General features: G+C 33.2%; 8 protein-coding genes and 4 tRNA genes. 2 read left to right on the plus strand and 10 right to left on the minus strand.

What is annotated here, in order from left to right:
* Positions 1 to 909: 909 nt before the first annotated feature.
* The 7 genes from trxB to GIY03_RS00605 form a co-directional block, all read right to left on the minus strand.
* Positions 910 to 1,848 (minus strand): thioredoxin-disulfide reductase, encoded by a 939-nt coding sequence (gene trxB, locus GIY03_RS00575; protein ID WP_457913787.1) that lies wholly within the window; start codon positions 1,846 to 1,848, stop codon positions 910 to 912.
* A gap of 1,839 nt (positions 1,849 to 3,687) precedes the next feature.
* Complete coding sequence (gene pnp / locus GIY03_RS00580) at positions 3,688 to 5,799, minus strand: polyribonucleotide nucleotidyltransferase (protein ID WP_457913788.1); 2,112 nt, start codon at positions 5,797 to 5,799, stop codon at positions 3,688 to 3,690.
* A 251-nt stretch (positions 5,800 to 6,050) separates the two neighbouring features.
* Positions 6,051 to 6,320: a 30S ribosomal protein S15 gene (gene rpsO, locus GIY03_RS00585; RefSeq protein WP_457913789.1), complete on the minus strand. Its 270-nt coding sequence runs from the start codon at positions 6,318 to 6,320 to the stop codon at positions 6,051 to 6,053.
* A 2,697-nt stretch (positions 6,321 to 9,017) separates the two neighbouring features.
* Positions 9,018 to 9,093 (minus strand) — tRNA-Thr (locus GIY03_RS00590).
* A gap of 6 nt (positions 9,094 to 9,099) precedes the next feature.
* A tRNA-Gly gene (locus GIY03_RS00595) sits at positions 9,100 to 9,174 on the minus strand.
* 360 nt (positions 9,175 to 9,534) lie between these two features.
* A tRNA-Tyr gene (locus tag GIY03_RS00600) sits at positions 9,535 to 9,616 on the minus strand.
* A gap of 22 nt (positions 9,617 to 9,638) precedes the next feature.
* Positions 9,639 to 9,714 (minus strand) — tRNA-Thr (locus GIY03_RS00605).
* Positions 9,715 to 11,634: 1,920 nt separating this feature from the next.
* Between GIY03_RS00605 and coaA the strand changes: the two genes are divergently transcribed.
* Positions 11,635 to 12,585, plus strand: coding sequence for a type I pantothenate kinase (coaA, locus tag GIY03_RS00610; protein ID WP_457913790.1), 951 nt, complete (start codon positions 11,635 to 11,637; stop codon positions 12,583 to 12,585).
* A gap of 40 nt (positions 12,586 to 12,625) precedes the next feature.
* Here the strand turns inward: coaA and birA are convergent, their stop codons facing one another.
* The 3 genes from birA to lpcA form a co-directional block, all read right to left on the minus strand.
* Positions 12,626 to 13,588 carry a bifunctional biotin--[acetyl-CoA-carboxylase] ligase/biotin operon repressor BirA gene (gene birA / locus GIY03_RS00615; RefSeq protein ID WP_457913957.1) on the minus strand — a complete coding sequence of 321 codons (963 nt, stop codon included), beginning with the start codon at positions 13,586 to 13,588 and terminating at the stop codon, positions 12,626 to 12,628.
* Positions 13,585 to 14,622 carry a UDP-N-acetylmuramate dehydrogenase gene (gene murB, locus GIY03_RS00620; protein ID WP_457913958.1) on the minus strand — a complete coding sequence of 346 codons (1,038 nt, stop codon included), beginning with the start codon at positions 14,620 to 14,622 and terminating at the stop codon, positions 13,585 to 13,587. Before murB ends, birA begins: the two co-directional genes overlap by 4 nt.
* Before the next feature lie 2,766 nt (positions 14,623 to 17,388).
* On the minus strand, positions 17,389 to 17,970 hold the full coding sequence (gene lpcA, locus GIY03_RS00625) for a D-sedoheptulose 7-phosphate isomerase (RefSeq protein WP_457913791.1): 582 nt from the start codon (positions 17,968 to 17,970) through the stop codon (positions 17,389 to 17,391).
* A 1,654-nt stretch (positions 17,971 to 19,624) separates the two neighbouring features.
* Between lpcA and lysA the strand changes: the two genes are divergently transcribed.
* Positions 19,625 to 20,896 (plus strand): diaminopimelate decarboxylase, encoded by a 1,272-nt coding sequence (gene lysA, locus GIY03_RS00630; protein ID WP_457913792.1) that lies wholly within the window; start codon positions 19,625 to 19,627, stop codon positions 20,894 to 20,896.
* Positions 20,897 to 23,535: the final 2,639 nt, after the last annotated feature.

Raw genomic sequence — 23,535 nt, forward strand, 5'->3', positions numbered from 1 at the left:
TACTAATGTTGAAGAGTTTTGCGTCATATAAAAATCTGCATGTTTTATATAGAAAATTATAGTATTAGTTACAGTATCAAAATACTGATCGACTATCTGTATTACCAAATGCTTGTTTGTGCTTGTTAAAACCGTCTTAAAAGTTATTTTCTGCATAATAACTGTTCTATGCAATACTTTATATTATGTAAAGTACTATAGAGTTTCCTATATTTAATATAGGACTGATTTCGTGGCTGCTAATTGATTTCTTCGAAGTTGCTTATAAATTTTTTAGACTATGTAAAAACATTAACAGTAGGATCAAGTGTTAGGAAGTTTAGTAACTCTTGGATCATTAATTTATTAGTAAAAAACAAATCGATATTCATTTATATACAACTAGCATTAATGTTTTGGTATTACTAATATTTAGATTATATTAAAAACTATTAAATAATACGCTGAAAATTTTGTCTATCAGTCTAACTATGTTATTTAAGAAGCTGTGATAATACATACAAAAGTCTGATATAGCAGAATAACTCGAGATCATACTTTTTGCCTATCATAATTAATTGTTAAGTGAGTGCAACATCAAAATATAATTGCCGGTTTAGGTTTTTATTTTGCATGGTTAAATATTTCTCTGTTTTTTATAGGTGTTGCACTACTTGATAATTTATATTTATAACTATTACAGATAAGACTGGATACACTGGTTCATGCTAAGAACATTTGTAGAGAAGCAATTTTCTTATATCAGCATGGTGTAAATTTGTTATTTCTGAGGATTTTTGCTTCTTCTGGCTATATAAAATTCAGTAATAACTCTTAAAATCATAAAGTGCGTCAAGGAGTGTATAGTACTTATTATAAAAGTGTTGCCCAAGAAGAAATAAAGTTTAGTTAGAGAATGCTCCGATGGTACTAGTCAGAGCCAGCTAAATAACGTTCGGCGTCTAGAGCCGCCATACAACCAGTACCAGCTGAGGTAATCGCTTGGCGATAGAGATGGTCTATTACATCCCCTGCAGCAAACACACCAGGCATAGAAGTTTGGGTGAAGTTTACTTTAATATAACCATTCTCTAGCACTAATTGACCGTCAAAGATACTAGTGTTCGGAGTACGTCCAATAGCAATAAATACACCATCGAGTGTCAGTTCGCGGGTTGTATGTTTTGTGCTAGTATTGCGAATACGTACACCAGTAACACCTCTTTGATTGCCTAACACTTCATCTAATTCATAATTCGTATGAAGTGTAATATTACTATTCTGCACTTTTTTCATGAGGCGGTTAACTAGAATCTTTTCTGCACGAAAACTATTTCTTCGGTGGATCAAATGTACTGTAGAGGCGATATTAGATAAGTATAGTGTTTCTTCAATTGCGGTATTTCCGCCACCAATGACGGCAACTTTCTGATTACGGTAGAAAAAACCATCGCAAGTAGCACATGCAGATACACCTCTTCCCTTAAAGTTTTCTTCAGAGGGTAGGCCAAGATAACGAGGAGAAGCACCGGTAGCAATAATTAGTGCCTCAGTAGTATATGTATTGTGATCGCCAAATAAACGAAAGGGATATTGCTGCAACTTAACACGGTTGATAGAATCACATAAGATCTCTGTGTTAAATTTTTCTGCGTGTTGACGCATACGCTGCATCAAAGCAGCGCCTGTTAGCTCTCCTGTATCGCCTGGCCAGTTTTCTATAAGCGTAGACGTTACTAACTGACCACCTTGTTCCATGCCAGTAATTAATACTGGATTTAGATTAGCACGTGCGGCATAGACAGCGGCGGTATAGCCAGCTGGTCCGGAACCCAGGATGAGTAGTTTACTATGTTTAGTTTTACCCATGCATAACCATATAAATATATTCCGTTTGCAACAAATTTTAATGTTAAAAACTTAAAATAGTTTTGGTGCTATTTTGGTGTTTGTGGTTTGTGTTTTTTTAATTTTAACATGTTTCTCTGAATTATATCCTATTTTTTAAAGCGACATTTAAGCGTAGTTAATAATCTAGATGTAGCAAATCATAGTATTGTCTGTGATTATTATCACGACAACTTGTTTTGCTAACCTTCTTGTACCCACTCTGATTATATGTACACTGATCTCAATTGGTAAAATTATCAAAAAGTTTGATATTGATGTATTTTGTGAGCCTAGAGTTTGATTCGTGCAAAGAATATACGCGCATGCTTACACTATTGGTATATAGGCGGCTTATTATAAAATTAATAGTCTATTTCTTAGTTTTTTAATTTAAAAATAATGCTTTTTTTTGCGAGTAAAGTCTGCTCTGCTGATTCTAGCATTATATATATAATGTGAATAAAAAAACATTAGTGAGCTTATTAATGTTCAGTTTATTAAGTTGCTCTAATATCGTCTGATTTGTTGTAGCAGTTAAGTTATATAGTTTTGTGATTCTTACGCCCATCAGAAGATATTAAGATTTTTATAATGACTGACGCTGAGAAAATTCACAATTTGTTGATACACTTTATATTATTTTGAGTGGAAAACTACGTTCCGTTTAAGTTGCCTATATAGTAAGGTTGCTAAGTTTTTGATACTTATCTTTTATATTGTTATAGCAATAGCATTATTATCTTAATGTTCTTAACGTATATGTATTATGCAAAATAACACTTGTTATTGATTAATGATTTAGTTAAATCTCAGTAGTTATGCATTGATATTAATCATATCATATAACAACAGTGCATGCACGACTAGTTTGCTTGCGGCATTGTTCTGATAGATATCTCACTGTATCTTGATCCCTTTCAGTGTGCACTGCAAGGGATTATATTTTCATGCTTCGATGCCTAATATTGAATGTTTTTCCTATGTAATATTTGACAAAGTTTTTACTTTTGTCGGACGGTGATCTCTGTTTTATTCAAGAACCATATGGATTATCTATATGATTAGGTAAGTTGTTTAAGTATAATAAAGTGGATAATCTTATTATTAACCATAGTATAACAATCGATTATGTAGCTTAAGTGCAGCACGCGCATGCTATTTAGAAAATAGCACTGATTTTGATTGTTATTATACTAATGTGTTTTATGGATCATTTAAAGATATATTGGTTTATTTTCTATATTAGATTAGCAGTCTTAATAATAAAAGCATAGCAGTGTTCCAAGGAATTTTTGAGTGTTGTAAGCATTTTATAAACTTTTGTTGCATCACGGTATTTGATTTTATGCATTTGTACTATATAAGTTCTATGGTTATACTGTTTTTATGGTCTTTGAATTATATGAAGAATAGTAGAGCGAATAATCTGACGATTTATTAATGAACGTGCTGTTCATTTTCTTAATTTGTAAATGATGATTTGTCGGCTATCTTATAGCTTTTAAAGGCTCTACTACACTTAGATAACTTGGAAGTTTCTGTTGCTAGTTTTTTACATAAAATTATTAGGTATCTTTTTTGTATTAATGCAAAGCGATTTTAAAGATTGAATAGCTTGATTGATTTTGCTATCATGTAAAATATTCTCAGTTGTTAAAATAAATGTTACTTGATTACATATGTTTCTTATTAGCGACTGTAATGAAGGAGCTAGAGTGTTATCTTCTAGCTCAATAATAAATATAACTCTTGTTGTTATGAAAAATTGTTTATAAAAATTAAGCATTTCAATCTATATCAGTATATATCATTATACTCCTATATTGCAGGAGAAGACTTGATGTCTAATGTAGTGATATCTTTGATACTGAAGCGTGCACGACCCTGCCGGTCAACCTCTAAGACTTTAACGAGAAGCTCTTGATCTACTTGTAGGTAATCAGTAACTTTATCAACGTGTTTATTAGAAATTTGAGAAATATGTACTAACCCTTCTTTTCCTCTGCCTATAGCGACAAACGCACCAAAATCAACAATACGAGTAACTTTACCTTGGTAAATACAGCCAACTTTAATAGCTACCGTAATTTCTTGAATACGACGAATAGCAAATTTTGCTCTTTCACTATCGATTGCAGCGACTGTTACAGTACCATCATCACTAATTTCAATAGTCGTATTAGTTTCTTCGGTTATCGCACGAATTACTGAGCCGCCTTTACCGATCACATCTTTAATTTTATCAGGACTAATACAAATAATATGAATGCGTGGTGCAAATTGGGAGATATCGTCACGCGGCTTGCTAATTGCCTGTTCCATGGCACTTAGGATATGAAGTCGAGCCTCCTTAGCCTGGTTAAGTGCTACCTGCATGATATCATGTGTAATACCTTCAATTTTAATATCCATTTGAAGCGCGGTAATACCGGATCGGTTACCAGCTACTTTAAAATCCATGTCACCGAGATAATCTTCGTCACCAAGAATATCGGACAGCACTACAAAGTGATTGTTTTCTTTTACTAAACCCATTGCGATACCTGCAACGGCAGCCTTTATTGGTACGCCAGCATCCATTAGTGCTAGAGAGGCACCACAAATCGAAGCCATAGAAGAAGAACCATTAGATTCAGTAATTTCAGAAACGACACGCACTGTATATGGAAACTCTTTTAATGTAGGCATGATCGCCATCATACCACGTTTTGCTAGACGACCATGACCGACTTCACGGCGCTTAGGTGACCCGATCATACCAGTTTCACCAACGGCATATGGCGGAAAGTTGTAATGAAAAAGAAAGCTGTCAGTTTTGTCGCCTATTAATTCATCTAGGTTTTGTGCGTCACGCGAAATTCCTAGTGTTACGGTGACCAACGCTTGAGTCTCACCACGAGTGAAAAGTGCTGAGCCATGAGTGCGAGGTAGTATGCCGACACGAATATCTAAACTGCGGATCATACTTTTCTCACGGCCGTCAATGCGCGATTGTCCACGTAAAACACGATTACGTACTATATGTTTTTCAATGCTGATAAGAATCGTGTGGATTTCTTCAGATTTTAGTTTTTCATCTTGTGCTATAAGCGTTTCAACGACGCGATCTTTAATTGCATTGATTTGCGCGTAACGCTCTTGTTTTTTAGTAATGTAATAAGCATCACTCAACTGGGATTCAGCTAGTTCAGTTATACGCGCATGCAGCGCGGTGTTGATCATAGGTGCCTGCCAGACCCACTTAGATTTTCCAGCTTCAGCAACTAGAGCATTGATGTTTTTTACTACCACTTGCTGTTGCTGGTGACCAAATTCTACAGCGCCCAGCATTTTCTCTTCATTTAACACATCGGCTTCTGCTTCAACCATCAGAACTGCGGTAGCAGTGCCAGCAACTACTAAGTCCAGACTACTAGTTTTCAATTCATCAATGGTCGGGTTTAATACATATTGATTATTTATGTAACCTACTCGTGCTGCACCAATCGGTCCATTAAATGGGATATCAGATAGACTCAGGGCAGCAGAGGAGCCAATAATTGCAACGATATCTGGATTAATTTGTGGATTCAGAGAGACTACAGTAGCAATCACTTGTACTTCATTAAGAAAGTACTTTGGGAATAAAGGACGAATTGGACGGTCAATGAGACGCGATGTGAGGGTTTCACCCTCACTTGGACGGCCTTCACGACGAAAAAAACTCCCAGGTATACGGCCAGCGGCATACGTACGCTCTTGATAATGTACCGTTAACGGAAAGAAACTACGACCTATCTGAGCGTTTTTCTGACCTACCACAGTAACTAAAACAGCAGTATCATCCATGTTCACCATAACTGCTGCGCTAGCTTGGCGTGCTATTATACCGGTTTCTATAGTAATTGTGTGCTGGCCATATTGGAATGTGCGAATGATCGGTATCAGCAAAATTATGTCCTTGATTAATGGTGCATCTTCATAGTAACGAATTGATACACCTATGACTCGATTGATCTTTTATTATAACTTTACGATTAAGAATAATATTTATTTAAAATTTCGGTAAAAAGTCTTCCATTAGTCGCGAGAACTGCTATAACGAAAAATCTGTTTTAAAATATTAAGCAATAGATTAGTTTGATCTGCTTGTTCTTTATAATCTAAGCATGTGCGGTCCTAATGGCATTGAAATTGGAGAACTAGCGACGCAAACCCAAACGCTCAATTAGGATGGTGTAACATGCTACATCTTTACGCTTTAAGTAATCTAATAGCTTACGACGTTGAGAAACCATACGCAATAGACCACGGCGACTATGGTGATCTTTTTTATGCTCAGAAAAGTGATTTTGTAGATGGTTAATTTGCGAGGTTAGCAAAGCAACCTGAACTTCAGTGGATCCGCTATCATTAGCACAACGACTAAAATCAGCTGTAATGCGCGCTTTAGTTTTAACACTTAGAGACATAGTAACACTCCAGATTATGATAATAGCTGATAACTACAGATGCCGATCTCTAATTCAACAACTGAATCCATAAGTTTTACTAGTTTACTCTTATCCTTAATATCCTTCAAGTTTCTTAAGATATATGAGACATTTAATTTTTTGTTAATTAACATATTTGTAGTGTTCAATACATACAGACAACCTTACTTGATCGCTTATAGATTGTTTACTTTTAGACATTAAATACGAAGTCTTTCATATACTTATTATACATGTGATGAGTATTTAGTGATATTGCATTACTAAAAAAGTTATTTTAAATTTCCTCGGCTATCTCCTGTTAATTCCTAGTATAATTTTGTGAAAAATATTGTATTTCTTATAAGTGTACTTTTAGTGTAGTGGTAGTTTTAGCTTCTTACTTATTATATTCTACAGTCTTTCCATTAAATGTTGAGAGAGGCATAGGATAGAGGTATCACATAAGACTTAATATGTATTATTATTTTTTATCTTTAAAGGGCGTTTGTCACAATGATAACCCGTTTTAAAATTTTATGAACTTTCTAGTTATCCGGTAATTTATGTGATGTGATGATGACATGGATGATATTTGTTTTTTGAATTTTATGCGCTGTGCAACTTACTATGTTAGAATTATATCATTTTAATTTAGTACATCTATGATGTTCAGAACAATGCGATTCTGAGTGAGCTTAACATATACAAATTTATTTAATAAATATGTTGTTATATTCTATTTATAGTCTCGTTATTGAATGATAACAGTAAATGAAAAAACGATCTAATGACATAAAACTACTTCGTCTAATTTTCATAGTTCTTTGGGGATATCTGTGTGCTTTATAGTATTGTATATAGTATATATAGACAGTCCTATATTTAGGACGGTATCTTGTATAACTGTTTCCTTATATCTACGGGGTGTCATCGACACCCTGTGTATTACTCACTCATTTAATAATAACTAGGATCTTAGGTAAGGACTACCCTTAGGTAATTAACACGTTTTTGCCTGTACTTTTTATTTAGATACACAACTCTCTTCCAGGTTGTATCTTTCTATTACTCAGATACTTCTTTTAATAGGTCAAGGCCAGCTTCTCTCATGGAAAGATAATAAGCCTAAATAATTAGGCTGCAGTTTATTTTTTATCAATTAGAATCATAGATTTTATAGAATTATATTGCTTTAATGATAGTATTGATTAATAAGTAAACAAGACTTCTTTATTTTTAGGAGCATTGAGCTCAAGAATTACAGTTCTGCAATTGGATTTCCTTATAAAGGTTTTAGGATTTTACATAACTGCCGATATAAGTATCGGTATTCTACTTAAGCACGAGGTTATTTTAGAGGAAATTTATTAAATAGTCTAGAAAGACTGTGGTGTCATAATTAGTTAGACTGAAGTCAATTTTGAGATATTATATTTTATGAGAATATTATGACATATTCACTCATATTTATCATGATAAACTTCTTATTCACTAAAGCCGCTGATACCGATTATGCTAAATTTTGATAGAAAAACCTGTTCAGCAGTGTCGTAATGAAGAGTAGCTAAAAGAAAAAGCACTCTCTTTATACATTAAATACTGGCTATATAAGTTTATACAAGCTATACTTCATGTATATATTACTCTATACAGCATAAAATCATAGTAGTTAACGCTATGTTAATGCTGTTTGCTATCTGATAGAATGGCGTCATACAATCATTATTGTAATTTGGTATCTAAATTTGATCAGATAATTCGGTGGAATGCTAAAAAAGCAAGGATGCTGATTAAATAATGCTATAAATAAGTGCACTGTATCAACTTCTATAGCTATTGCTGATTTATTACGACGTCGTCATACGAATAAGTTATACCTGATTTATAGTAATATGTTTAAGGTTAATCGATTAATGTATATAAGCTGCATTAAATATTATTCAGCTATATATGATATTAATGTTACAACTGTAGTTGTAATTTCCATGGCATATACTTTTATCGCCAGAAACCATAAGTCTATAATGATTTTAAAAGAATCATTAGTTTTAGCACAGATGGACTCAATTATATGACGGTAAACACATTGATAGACATGGCTAATTAGGAAAATAATAAAACGAATAATGAATATCCACATACCTCATTAGATTAGGTTACCCAACTTCACGGGTAACGTAGAAGTTACATAGCATGATTATAGTCGTTAGTATATTGGTCAATAAATTAGTAACATTAATAACTTGCGTGTATTACTGTCAAACCTTTTAACTATTGTTAAGTATTACAAATAACAGCAAGACCGTCAGAGTTGAGATTGTTTTAATATAGTTAAAACTTACGCTATAATAGGTGTCGCTAGTAATGTTGATCTAGAGTGTTGATATATTATAAACATCTATAAATCCTGCATACGCTAATTTAGTGAATAGTTGCAAATTTTATTTTCTTGAATAATACTGTGTATTAAAATAAGTTTATATAACTATTTGTAATATAGTAATTATGATGATCAGTAATACCAATACAAACAAGTATTATGAAGAATGTCATGAAGAGTTGATTCCTACAGCTAGATCTGTCGAAGTTTTAATCGAATATCTTTTAAGAGATCAATCTTGCTGCTAGTTTATATAAACGAAATATCTTTTATTGAAATTAGCGTATAATAACAGGAATAAAAAAAGCGAAACGTGGTGCTGATAGGCAGAATCAAACTGCCGACCTCACCCTTACCAAGGGTGTGCTCTATCGACTGAGCTATATCAGCGCAGGTTGGAGCGGGCAGTGGGAATTGAACCCACATCATCAGCTTGGAAGGCTGAGATAATATCCATTATATGATGCCCGCATACTAAAATTTAGCTATTCAATGTTTTATGGAGTGTAAAGATAGAGTATAGGTTATGTAGCATTATACTTTATTTTAAGTCAGTTTATTTTATAAAACATGATTTAGATCATTCTTAATATTTTGATTTCTCCTTATTTTATTGCACTGATTTTCAGTGCAGTTGAGTAAGTTATACTTAATCAATCAAGGTAAGCGTAAATGATAAAAGATTATCTGTGACTTTATGTTTATTTTTGTTAATAAGGTTGTTATTTATAGTCTAAGGTAACATCTTACGGAAGATTTTGTGTTTAAAAAAAGAATATGCTAGAGTTAATTCTAGCAGAATTATTCATTTACTTATTAGAAGCATTTTTTTGGTGAGGGAAGGATTCGAACCTTCGAAGTCTATGACGGCAGATTTACAGTCTGCTCCCTTTGGCCGCTCGGGAACCCCACCCTTTAAATTATCATACTTTCAATGGTGCCGGCTACCGGAGTCGAACTGGTGACCTACTGATTACAAGTCAGTTGCTCTACCAACTGAGCTAAGCCGGCATTCAATAGCTCATATTCTATGGAGAGTTGGCAGTATATGCAAGAGAAAAATTTCATTATGTGTATTTTTGCTTAAAAAATTATTGTTTTATGCAAATGTTTATACTTTATCAGTATTCTTTTATGTAGGATCCGCATTAATTACCTAAAGAAATTAAAAAATTTTTCTAAATTATCAGCGAGATTGAGATAAGATGATCAGCAGCATGTTTTATAAAGCAAATATTTAAGAGCAGCTAAATTACACTTCCTGTTCCTATTTTTTGAGATTTTACGTTTAGATTAGTGATTATGTGAATGACTTCCTGTAAGCAGGGAAAGTCATTTATGACAAATCTGTGAATAAATGGTTTAACATAGAGAATCTCGATGAAAAACGATCCATTTACTCACGAAGCATAACAAATATCGCTTTGATACACCATGACGATGGTGATTCACCAATTTTGATCGATCCACCTAAATATTTATGAAACAATCTCTTAATTTTGTTTAATATTAAACTTATATTATACAATAAGGCTTAATTGCGCTATAGTGCTCGTGAGAAGAGTAGGTTGTATGCACTATCATATCAGCACAATGTGTATGCTTTTTTTAAAATCTATTGTATCTATAGGCGTCTAAAGTAGAGAGCTAATAGCTTATTAGCTGCTGTGTTGGTTTGTGTTATATATTATGTGAAGATATCTTAATATTTGAGGATATTCAATTGAAATAGGTTTGCCTAGTTTTTGTGAAAAATATTCCAATTTTTTGATCTAAATATTTTGGTACTTTACGTTTTCTTGATAGTAATATATGAATTAAGGGAAGTACACTATATTCTAATTCAATAGCATATAGAGGGAGCTTTTAGGAATATCAAAAGCTCCCGACTGATCCTGAAGATATTAAGAGTGTATTTTAGAAGATATTAGTTTAAAAGTATGCGCATAAATAATATTAGAAGGTGCATAATTTAATGCTTTGTTTCTTAAATATTTGCATTGATTGATCAATATCAATACTTTATGACTGTCAGTTGCTTGATATTTTTTCAACTAACTAACGGTTTATAGTGACTATGAATATAGGTGGTGGTAAACGCCATGTCTAATTTTATGGAGTTTTCATTCAGTGTTCAAGATCTTGCTATTAAAGTAAGTTGAAAATGTATGTATATGTGGTTGATTAATCCTACTGTACTGCAGGCAGTCACAGCTATCGTGCAGTTTTAATAAGCGGCCTAATTATATAGACAGATATCGTGCTTTGAATGCGTTGGCTTCTACAATATGATATAAGATCTACGTCAAAATTATTATTGCTTTTGGTCTTTTATTAAACAACGGTTACTTAATTATATGTAATTAAAAATTTAATTTGTTTAGAAGTTAGAAAATCATATAATATTGTTTATACGCTTTAAGTAAACGTGTTATTCAATAATAAAGATCTAAATAATTAAGGTTTATAGTTTGAACTATAACTTCATAAGTGTACTACTTGTATAACTATTCCAAATAAAAGTCAGTAGTGCGTGCTTGAATGATGAGATCATCTGTAAGAATTTAAAGCAAATATAACACATTACTTGAGGTTCCCAGTCTTAGTATGTCGATATTATAAACTGATAATTAAATACTTTAATATAGTTAAGTTTTTATGAAGAAAGCGCAGTTATTATATCGATAATTATTAGAAATAATTAATTTGTATCAAAATAAAATAATGCTATATCTTAAATAGTGTAAATTATAAACAACAAAAACTCAGATGCTCATCAGGAGCAATTGCAGGTAAGTAACTGAGGGAGCAAGAAATAATAACGCCTATGTATCTTGTGGTATGATAGATATATAATATGTAGGGTGTTTATTACCTAGAGTGATTGCTCTGCGCTTTTCTGATATGAGTTGACCAATTAAAATTTAGCTTATGATAAATCGAGATCAATCTTTATCAACGCTTTATCTTCAGTTATGTCGTACTCAATGGGCCGCATTACAAGATGCGGTGCCTCTGACGATCTCGGAAGAAGAGATAGGTAACCTAAAAGGAATTAATGCAGATCTGTCGTTAGACGAAGTAGTGCAGATTTACCTGCCGTTATCAAGATTACTGAGCTTCTACATTCGCTCTACCTTACATCGCCAGGCAGTATTTAAGAAATTCCCCAATAAAGATAGACAAAATGTACCTTATGTTATTGGTATAAGCGGTGGGGTTTCAGTAGGTAAAAGTACTACTGCGCGTCTATTACAAGTGTTGCTTGGTCGTTGGCCAGAGCACTGGAACGTAGAGATTATCACTACTGACAGTTTTTTGTTTCCTAATAAAAAATTGAATGCGCATGGGTTAATGAAGAAAAAAGGTTTCCCGCAATCATATGATATATACAGTATGGTGCAATGTATTTCAAAAGTAAAATCAGGCATCAAACATGTAACGGCTCCAGTTTATTCGCACCTTATATATGACATAGTTCCTGATACTAGTAAGGTTATCAAAAAACCAGATATTCTTATTTTAGAAGGTCTGAACGTATTGCAGCGTAAGATGCCTGGAGCTTATGATGCACATCATGTATGTATTTCAGACTTTGTAGATTTTTCAATCTATGTCGATGCACCGGAAATATTATTGAAAGATTGGTATATTAATCGTTTCTTAAAATTCCGCCATGGAGCATGCTCAGATCCTACTTCTTATTTTTATAGCTATGCTAAATTAGCAGAGTGTGAAGCAAGAAATATCGCTACACAATTATGGAATGACATTAATGGTTTGAATTTGCAGGAGAATATACTTCCGACACGTAAACAAGCAAGTCTGATCATGATGAAGCGTGACAACCACGTGATAGAGAGCATCTTCTTAAGAAGATAATCAGAAAGATATGAAGCGATTGTTGTACTAGTTAATAGGTTTATTTTCTATTACGCATAGATATTTCCCCGTTAATAAACGAGCTAATAACACCGTGTTGATCAAGTAATAAAGCCCCTTGTCGATCGATACCTCTAGCAATACCAAAGATATACTGTGCGCCAATAAGTAATTGAACCGGCCGATTAATAAAATTATCCAACAAGTGCCAACGTGCTATAAATGAAGATAACCCATTAGTTTCAAGTTGTTTTAGAGATTTTCTAAGCTCATTAAGTAAAGTTGCGGTTAGTTCATTGCGATCAATGCTAATGCCTGCGTCCTTTAAGTTTGCCCACTTCTGATTAATGGCACTAGCATGATTATTATGCATGGTTAGATTGATGCCTACTCCTATTACAATGTGGGTTAAAGCATCAGTTTTTTTAATCATTTCGACTAGTATACCAGCTAATTTTCGATCATTAAGATATAAATCATTGGGCCATTTTACTCGCACATCCTTAGCGCCTAAACGTTGTAAGACTTCAGCTACTACAACACCAATGACTAAACCTAATCCTACAGCCGCAGTAAGTTCTTGTGCGAAATTCCAGTAAATTGATAGATACAAATTAGCACCAAACGGTGAGATCCACTTCCGCCCGCGCCGACCCCGTCCAGTCTGTTGATACTCAGCAACACAAGCATCACCAGACTGAAGTTTATACATATAATCTAGCAAATATTGATTAGTTGAATTCACTACCGATAATATAGTCACACGTTTGTCTTCTAACAGATTAAGGATACGATCAGCTTTTAATAATTGAAGTGAAGATGTAAGCTTATATCCTTTACCTAATATGGCAGATATATTTACGCCCCACTTACGGAGGGTCTGAATATGCTTATAAATTATTTCTGGACGTATAGATAACGATGCACTAAGTTTTTTTTCTGAATAAGTACCACCATCAGCTAATAACGTAATCAGTTTTAACGGAATCTTATTATCTTTTATGATAGCACCTCTACCGAATTTAATTCACCCCTTGCAGCAATAAAACGCACCTCAGGTTCAAGCCATATGTTGAATTTATCTGCAACGGTATTGCGCACGTAACGTGCTAGGATGACGATATCCTGGCTAGTAGCATTATGTACGTTGACTAATACTAACGGCTGATAAGGATATACAGCAGCTCCGCCTACCCGATATCCTTTTAACTGGCATTGATCGATGAGCCAACTTGCAGATAACTTAATACATCCATTTGTTTGTAGATAATTCGGGATATTTGGATATTGAGAGATCAGTTCTTTAGATTGTTCGAGACTTACTAATGGATTTTTAAAAAAGCTACCAGCATTCCCTATTTTGTGGTGATTTGGTAACTTACTGCGACGCATAGCACAGACAGCATTGAATATCTGAGTTGGTGTAACGGTTGCTGGATTTAACTGCGTTAAAGATCCGTATTTAAGCGTAGGTCGCCATTTTTTTCTTAAATGTAAGCCAAAACCAACAATGATATATCCAGTTTGAAACTGATGTTTAAAGATACTATCTCGGTAACCAAATCCGCACTGAGCTGCTGGGATACGATTAACAGTACCAGTAAAAAAATCTAAAAGATCAACATATTCGCAAACGTTGTGCAGTTCAATTCCATAAGCACCGATATTTTGAATAGGAGCAGACCCTACTAAACCGGGAATTAATGCTAAGTTTTCTAAACCTCCAATACCAGCTTTAAGGGTGTAGCAGACTAGATTGTGCCAATTTTCACCAGCGCTAACATGAAGGTGCCATGTATCCTTTTTTTCTCTGATATAAATGCCTTTTAAATGATTAATCATTACGGTACCGGCAAAGTTTTCAAGAAATAGTACGTTACTTCCCTCACCAAGAATTAGTAGTGGTGTTTGATGCTTTTGTGTTTTTTGCCAAACTTTAAGCATTAATTCTATTCTATCTGCGATCACTAGATGTGCCGTGTTAACTAGGAGTGCAAAAGTATTATGATGCTTTAAAGATACGCCTTCAATGGACATAATATTTAATACCATATAAAATTGATCTTGCATTCATAGCTTGCATGCCAAATTGCATGTGCATTATCTGTTTTTTGATATCAGCTATTCATTGGTGTAAGATCCTAAGAATTTTCTGCGTTGTAACCTTCCTGAAAAATCTGAATGGTTTGAGGTGCTATTTACATTGTATTAAAGTGTAATAAATACACTATATTCAATGTATTAGAAGTTGTATATGCAGCGTTTAGAATTTATCGTATATTTCTCGCTGATTTTCTATCAAATTTTAATAATGTTGGCATTAATAGGAAGTTTCTGACTTTGCTACAATACTACTGTAAAGAATGAAACAACAGTTATTGATTATTTATTGATCACTTATATCATCTTGCATGTAGTTTTGTGACTTGTATTATATTAACAAGATTCATGTATTGAATACGCTCCATATTTCTAGTTGTTTTAGTTTTGATAAACTTAAAAAAATATTTCATTTTTATGAATTATATATATGTAATTATACGAGGTGGCTATTATAAGTCAAACCATTATAATGAATGCGTTACGTACGATCCGAGCGGAATGGCGGATATTTATGATGATATCTGATTAGTTTAATGCTCATGCGTGTACCTAAAAAATATTAACTATGAGGTAGTTAATAGGTTTTGTAGTGTATACTACACTTAACCGGATTTTAGAGTGATGGTTTTATTTCTCAGCTTGAGCTCGTTAGTATTGGGCATTTGTTGATAAACTAGTGAATAAAGTCTAAAAAAATACAGATCCCGAGCACTTATATCGGAATTATAGCCTTAAAAGTTAGTAACATCACGCTATATCTTTGGTTGGATATTAAATTTGAAGGACGCGGCCATACAGTAAAATGGTTTATAAAAAATTATGTGTTATTAGTAGAAATCGGTATCACTGCACTTAGGGAATTCTTCCTAGTTATTTAATGAGTTCACGATCAATTTCTAAAATAATTTAAAAGATATGAAAAGTAGACATTAAACACCACAACCGTGAGCGCAATGACATTGAACTGAATCTGTATCTGTTAATACTATAACGTTTATATACGATATGCGATTATTGATAATATTATGGTCTTTGTGCTTGGTAAATTAAAGTAGTGGCACTAAAGGTAACACACTCTGGATAAATATTACATTTATAAAATTATAGAGAAAGTTATATGCATTGGCTGTAATGACATTACCATAAAGCAGTTAGCAAGCTTGCTCTTGAATGATAAAGGGAATTTTCTTAGAGTGGTTATTATTTCTTGAAGATAAACATTCATGCTTATAGCAAAGTAAATCAATGAATTAAAATAAATAATATACACTTAAAAGAATGATTATGATCTTAATGTTTTTGCGTTATTTTGGTAGTTAATGCGTGTATCATCCGATACTTAATGATGCAGAGAGGCTAGTTTTAATATATAGTATAGGGCCTTCCTGATAACAGCATCAGGCTGATAAGCCTGCATTTCTAAACTTACTTGAATAAAAATTTTGCGATATTACCTAGAGATTGTAAAGAGACATGAAGCTTACGTAGATTATATAAAAACTGATGTATTCAGTACTGTAAAATATAATAATTAGCATTTTCTAAATCCATAATTATAGCTTACATGCGTAAGAGACCCGTAGATTGCAATCTGAACTTGTCTTAATTGTTAAAATAAGGTTACACAAAAATACGATTTTTTGCTAATCTTATAATATCTATAGGCCTAATGTGTAGGGGTATTTTTCAAATGCCAGCTGTATTTACTGAGAAGTTAAGGAACGTAGCAATATTGATCTCATGAGATTTATCTATAATTTTAAAGACGCTATAAATGATCCGAGCGTTTTACAGATGACTTTTTAGTAAACATTTAGAGATGAGAGCGGCCATCCTTGTCTTTTATTTTACAAGTCTCAAAATATAGTAATAAGATGACATTTTCATCCAAAATTATATTAAATATTGCGATTATTATTGAGCTGCAATATATTATATATTATGGATATACATTATTAACTATAGTAGAGTCTACCCGTAAGCCAGGTAGAATAGTTAATAATATAGATCTATATCTATTTTACATAGATATATTATGTCCAACAACATCAGTATGCGCATTAGCGTGAGTATGTAATACATTTACACATACGCTCATGATATTACCATTAGTGTAACAGTATCATGCAATAGCTCTATGAGCTTAGAAGTAGACTCCGTGCCAACCGCAGGCTATGTAAAAAGTTATACTACATCGGCAGTCGGTATCACTTGTCCTGTCAACAAGACTATTTTCCTAATTAAGATGTTTAATATAGCTACGCCTTGCACGTAAGCTTATTACATCCGCTGTATAAAATAACAAAGTATACTCTAATATCACTAGATCACTATTTGTGTACATAATTGACAAATCAAGTTTATATGTTTTAGAAATACTATTGTGCATTAATTTTATTGATATGTGTTTGTTATGATCACTGAGGTTTATGAGGGGTCAGTGTTGTAGTAATTAGATAATCAGTTCGTCGATGTGTGTGTCAGGTTGTAATTCTATGAAAATTTTACTTTTATATTACTCAGTAATATTCAAGGGATCGTTATGTAGCATAGTGCACTTACGATGTTACACTATTTTTAAAAACTAACAAAAGACATGGTTAAGAATATTTCATTCATCACAATATTGTTCATTTATAATGATACTGTAACATAAAAGCACAATACTCTGTGCAATGCTGTCATTTTGTTCATTACTAATTATGCTCTTGTCATCTCTTTTTCAATCACTTGAATTAACACATGGATCACTTTAATATGCATTTCTTGAATACGATCAGAATAGCCAAAGTATGGCACACGGATTTCTACATTAGCGAAACCTGCTATTTTCCCTCCATCTTTACCGGTTAGGGTAATGATTTTCATTTTTTTAATCCGTGCTGTTTCAATGGCTTTCATGATGTTACGAGAGTTCCCAGAAGTAGAGATACCTAGTAGTACGTCGCCTTCACGACCTATTGATTCTAGATATCGTGAAAATACATAATCGTAACCAAAATCATTACTAACGCAGGACAAGTGACCGACATCAGAGATTACAATTGCTGGATACCCAGGGCGTTTGTCTCGATAGAGACCGGTTAGTTCTTCAGCAAAATGGGTCGCATCACAATGAGAACCGCCATTACCACAAGAAATAACCTTACCACCAGATTTAAATGTATCTGCTAGCAGTATTGCTGCGCGTTGGATAGCATTGATATTAGCATCGTCACTAATAAATTTGTTTAGTGTATTAGCTGCTTCATGTAATTCGCTGCGAATTAAATTATGGTACATAAAAAAGATATACATTCATTCTATGTGCATGTTAGTTATATATAGGACATTGATAGTAGCGGTAGATCTATAGCTAGCTTTTGTTACGGCCTACGCTGTGGTGCTGTCTGCACTCTGCAGATTTTAGTTTTTTGTTGAAGTGGTTTTAAGTGCAATTAAACATGTAATTTTAAAAATAACCATGGTATTTATTATAAATAATACTCTATTTATTTCAACTATTGCCTTGCGCTTACTTTATAATGCTAGATAATATTTAATATATAGTTGAGTTTTTATGAGAAGGGGAGTAGGCAGTGATACTGCCCTCTTTTATATCTTTTATATTTTTTCATATAGTTAGAGATAAATGAATTAATATTTATCGGAATATGTTATTCAAATGGGGTTGATGCTATCCAGTTTTTGTTAGCGGTCGTAATTATTGCACAATAATATTCATTTTAACTTATAACTGTTCTGACGTTGAAATATATCTAGGTTGTATTTGGTTCTTGAACTCAGAAAAACGTTGTGGTACATAGTACCTTATCTCATCCTGAGCATAGTATAACTTTAAAAATTAAAGAGTATTAGCTCGCTCATACTTGCTTGTCTGACTTCGTTGCGAGTATCTGTATATTTTTACATTAAATTCCCATATGATTCGTTGAATTAATAATAGAAAAAGAACATGTTAATTACAGTGTCATTGTCTGATAGACATTCAACGATATTGAAAGTATTATTAAGTATACACTCATTATACTGCAAGTTGCATATTTATTCTCTTTTTCTATTGTGCACTATTCATTAGAATTATTTACTAAAGTCAGTTGCTAATATTGTATAGATATTATCTTTTCTATTAAGCTGTAATCTTAGGCAGTATTGTTAGTATACGTTTACAACAGCTGGTGTACTCTATTTTTTATTTTCTTACACCTTATTAACATTTTGATAGATTATCAGACTATTGCAAGGTTATCCTATATCCTACAAGATAAGTTATTGTTTTAAGTGCCAAAGGTATACGTGATGTAACAAGGTATATGAACTGTTTTGCAATATGGTTAAAATCATTATTTTAGTAATTGCTACGTTAGTCTATTGTATGAATTCTAGATTAGAGTGTTGCTGACTAATTACATGTTAAGTAGGTGTAATTTTTACAGATTAATCCTACATATGCCGTGTAATAATGTACACTTAAGAATGCCCTGCGCTTACTGACTTAGACAAAGAATTATGGAGATAAATTACTAAAAGTTATGTTTCTGAAACCACTGAAGTCTCACGCTAGTATTAACAATTAAATTAGATGATAACAAAATCGATATGCTGTCATTAACAGTTTAGTATTTTGTTATAAGGAGCGATTGATTATAGTTTTGATTCAAAATATATAATTATATATGTTATGCATAGCATATTAGCTGGCGACTAGTAAGAGTTTATGACTTTTCTAGCAAGGCTATCTTTTCAGTTAGATTATTGCTGTTTAATAACATTCACTGCATGTAATTTAGTATAAGTTTATAAAACGCTCAGCAAGACTTCTAATAAACATTATTGCATCAATCAAGCGGCCTTACTTGGAATAGAGATATTACAAACATTAAAAGTGCAGTGTCATGGTTGCTTAATTATCGCGTATGCTCTTCGGAATACTGCCATGCCATATTCTTTAAACAACAACAGTACAGCTTTTAATGCCGCTAATCTTTTAGCATTACCTGCAAATTTTGGTTGCCCCGTCTGGGCCTATGACGCAGATATCATAAATCAACGTATTGCACAGTTACGTTATTTTGATGTAATTCGCTTTGCACAGAAAGCATGTTCGAATATTCATATTTTGCGTTTGATGCGTAAACAGGGTGTAAAGGTGGATTCAGTATCTCTAGGGGAAATTGAACGTGCATTAAAAGCTGGATTTCAACCATGCAGTGCATCACAAGAGATAGTATTTACCGCTGATGTACTGGATCAGGCAACGTTAGCACGTGTTAGTGAGCTAAAAATTCCAGTTAACGTGGGCTCTAGCGATATGCTAGATCAGCTTGGTTTAGTTTCTGCTAAGCATCCAGTATGGTTGCGTATTAACCCAGGATTTGGTTATGGGTATAGTCAAAAAACTAATACTGGCGGTGAGAATAGTAAGCACGGTATTTGGTATACTACCCTACCTCAAGTAATCGAAAAAATTAAGTATTATGGTTTAAAGTTAATTGGTGTACATATGCATATTGGTTCTGGCATTAATAATCAATATCTAGAACGCGTCTGCGAGACGCTAGTAGAGCAAGTAATCTCTCTCGATCATGATATTCGTGCTATTTCCGCTGGTGGTGGCTTACCGATTCCCTATCAGGATGGAGAAAAAACAATAGATATTGAACATTATTATTATTTATGGAATAGCGCTCGAGAACGTATTGCTTCCCATTTAAGTCATCCAGTACAACTAGAAATTGAACCGGGGCGTTTCTTAACGGCTGAAGCCGGCGTACTGCTCGCTGAAGTGCGAGCAGTCAAGGATATGGGCACGCGTCATTTTGTATTAGTAGATGCAGGGTTTAATGATCTAATGCGCCCAGCAATGTACGGTAGCTATCATCATATTTCACTTTTGCCCGCAGACGGTCGTACATTAGCAGACCAACCGCTACGCGACACGGTGATTGCCGGCCCTCTGTGCGAATCCGGCGATGTGTTTACTCAAAAACTAGGCGGGAGCATAGAAACTCGCGATTTCCCACCGGTGAAAGTGGGCGATTATCTAGTATTTCATGATACTGGAGCATACGGTGCATCTATGTCCTCTAACTACAATAGTCGACCACTGTTGTCAGAAGTTCTGTTTGAGGGAAAGATCCCACGTTTGATCCGTCGACGTCAGACTATCGAAGAACTTATTGCTTTGGAACAGATTTCACAGGAATAAAATAGTAGACTGGCTATCTAATGAAAAGTATTACTTTCATATCAAGTTCTTATATGTGTTTGAATCAGTAAAATATTCACGGTTATTTTACCTTAGTAATCATGAAAGAAGTGATTATCTAACATTACGAGTATGCACATTTTAAGTAGTTAAGACTATAAATGCTGGTCGTTTAGTCATAAAACATTAAGTAAGCATGCATCATCTGAATTGCGAGCAGCTGAAGAAAACTTTGTCAAGCTTACTACTAATCCTTGAGGTATGATATCACGGTTTATGACAAGGTAGATTTCATACCTAAAAGAGAATGGATACGTCTAATCGCTATTGCGTGCTTGATCTCACGGTTACCTAACGACTTTCAGTAGCCAACGAACTGAGCGTAGCGTATACTCATGATATTGCTATGCTAGATTTCTATATTTAATAGTAGAAGTCATAGTTAACAATACAATAAATCTAATCACTTAGATACTCGATATATCTTCAGAGTTTCTTGTTACACATTTATCAGATCAGTTGTGATTCTAGCTTTTTTAGAAGCATCTCTTCTATCTAACGCCACGTACTTAAAGTGCAATTATTAATTATCTAAAAGTTCATGCAAGAAGCATACATTGTTAATTATTCATTGTTAGATTTATTGTATCAGCATAACACGGAGTAATGAATATGTATTGAAATACCGAGTGTTTTTATATATTAGTGCGTAGTGACGCAGTAAAATTATTGTTAATATAATAACTTGATGTGCATATTAGGTAAGTAAGCATGAGGCTGATTTGTCGACCATGTTCACTTGATTTTTTAGCGCTTTGTTAGATGTGATATCAACTTATCCGAGGTCATCTAATAATCTCATAAAGCATCTTAGAGAATCTTGAAGTTTTGCAGTAAGTCTTATTGTGTGATATTTGAAAAACGTTAGTGCCTTACTTCATTTTTCAAATACTGCAGGATTTATATTGATATTTTTAGAATATGCTAAATGTTAAGTTGCTGTACTTATGTATCTTCAAATGAGTTGCGTAATACCCTGTAATCATTTCAAAAGATTTTTCTCATGAAGTGATCATGCATAAGAATTTTAGAAAATACTTAAATATAGAAAGAAGATATAATAAAAACAAGCGCATCTACATATCACTATATGTATATTCTATCAATAGAACAAGACAATTAAATTACGTTTTGCAATAGTTTTAAAGAAATAAATAGCAAGTTAGGATAACAAGAAATCCTATTTCTTGGGGAGGTATGTTCAACATTGTAATACATTAGTACATAAGATAGAGATCGTTCTATAAAAACTTACAGAATAGACGAGACTGATAGTTGTGACTACCTTAAAGTATAAGTATATAAATTGTATAGCATGATTATGTACGTCAACCTATGAATAGCACATCGCTTAATAGCGAAAATAATTATTTAGAATTTAAGTTCGCTCTTAGATGCCGAAGCATCTGGTTGTGATTTAGTCAAGTATAGCTTTAATTAACTGAAAGATTTTAGAGGACATACTATAATAACCTTATTCCTAAGATCTGTTGCTAAATGTTTGATTTAATTTAAAAATACTTTAAAGATACATATACTTTTCATTAAAGTAATCGAGTTAAGAGTACATACTATTTTCTAGTTTGTTGCTAATCCTGCTTTTATATTAACAGTAATAATCATAATGTTTATCGTTTAGTTTTCTTATAATGTTATAGAAACACGCTAATAGCATTGCCTGTTAGTAGTAGACTATAACAGTCACTCGTTCTAATATCCTTTATTTCCGCGCGATGTATCATATATATCGTCTACCTAGGTGCGTCTAGGTACTTCTTATCTTTAGAGATATAGAATTGATATATCATTAGAATTTTTAGCATTTTATATGCTATATGTCTTCCTTTTAAGGCAATGCATAGGCAATAAGCATACAGTTTGATAAAAATTAAAATTTATTATACCAGTACTGATTGTTATGAAAAAAATCAAGTGCAGCAGATTCTTGATCAGTAATGTCAAGTTATTAATATTGGGTCAGATTATTGTTATTTTATAACCAAAATACTACTAGTACTTACTAGTATCACTTTAGACGATAACACTCCTTTCACCTTACTGGGTAATGTTAGTATTAGCAATACTACAATATTATTCAATTTGCTAGTGAAGCTTATGCATAAGGTGAATGATTTAACAGGTGTGATTATTGCATGGTAAGTAATAATGAGTAGCGACATTTGCTCTAGTATAGTTTGTGGTTAATCTAGTAAACGGATTAGATCTTTATTTGTTACCTTCTGCTAACTGAGCAGGTATGAATAAACACATTATCTATGATTACGTTCTTATTAGGAAGATGGATTTTGCGCACCACATAATTCTACCTCTTATTTAAAATACATTTATACTTGGCCTGCTAGGTTTTAGTTAGGTACTATATCTATAGTTATACTAACTATGTCATGCATTGTAGAATGTCAGTATATCGATGTTAATACTATTCTTATTTTTATAGAACTGCCTTAACCGGCAGTACCGATGATTTTAACGAAGTGCAATAGCGTCGCTATGCATCGGAGAGAATCTGGCATACTTAATGTAACAACTAAACGAGGCTAGCTCACTAGTTGACGCTA

This window comes from Candidatus Gillettellia adelgis, from assembly GCA_020541285.1.
In the GTDB taxonomy this organism is placed as follows: Bacteria; Pseudomonadota; Gammaproteobacteria; order Enterobacterales; family Enterobacteriaceae; genus Gillettellia; species Gillettellia adelgis.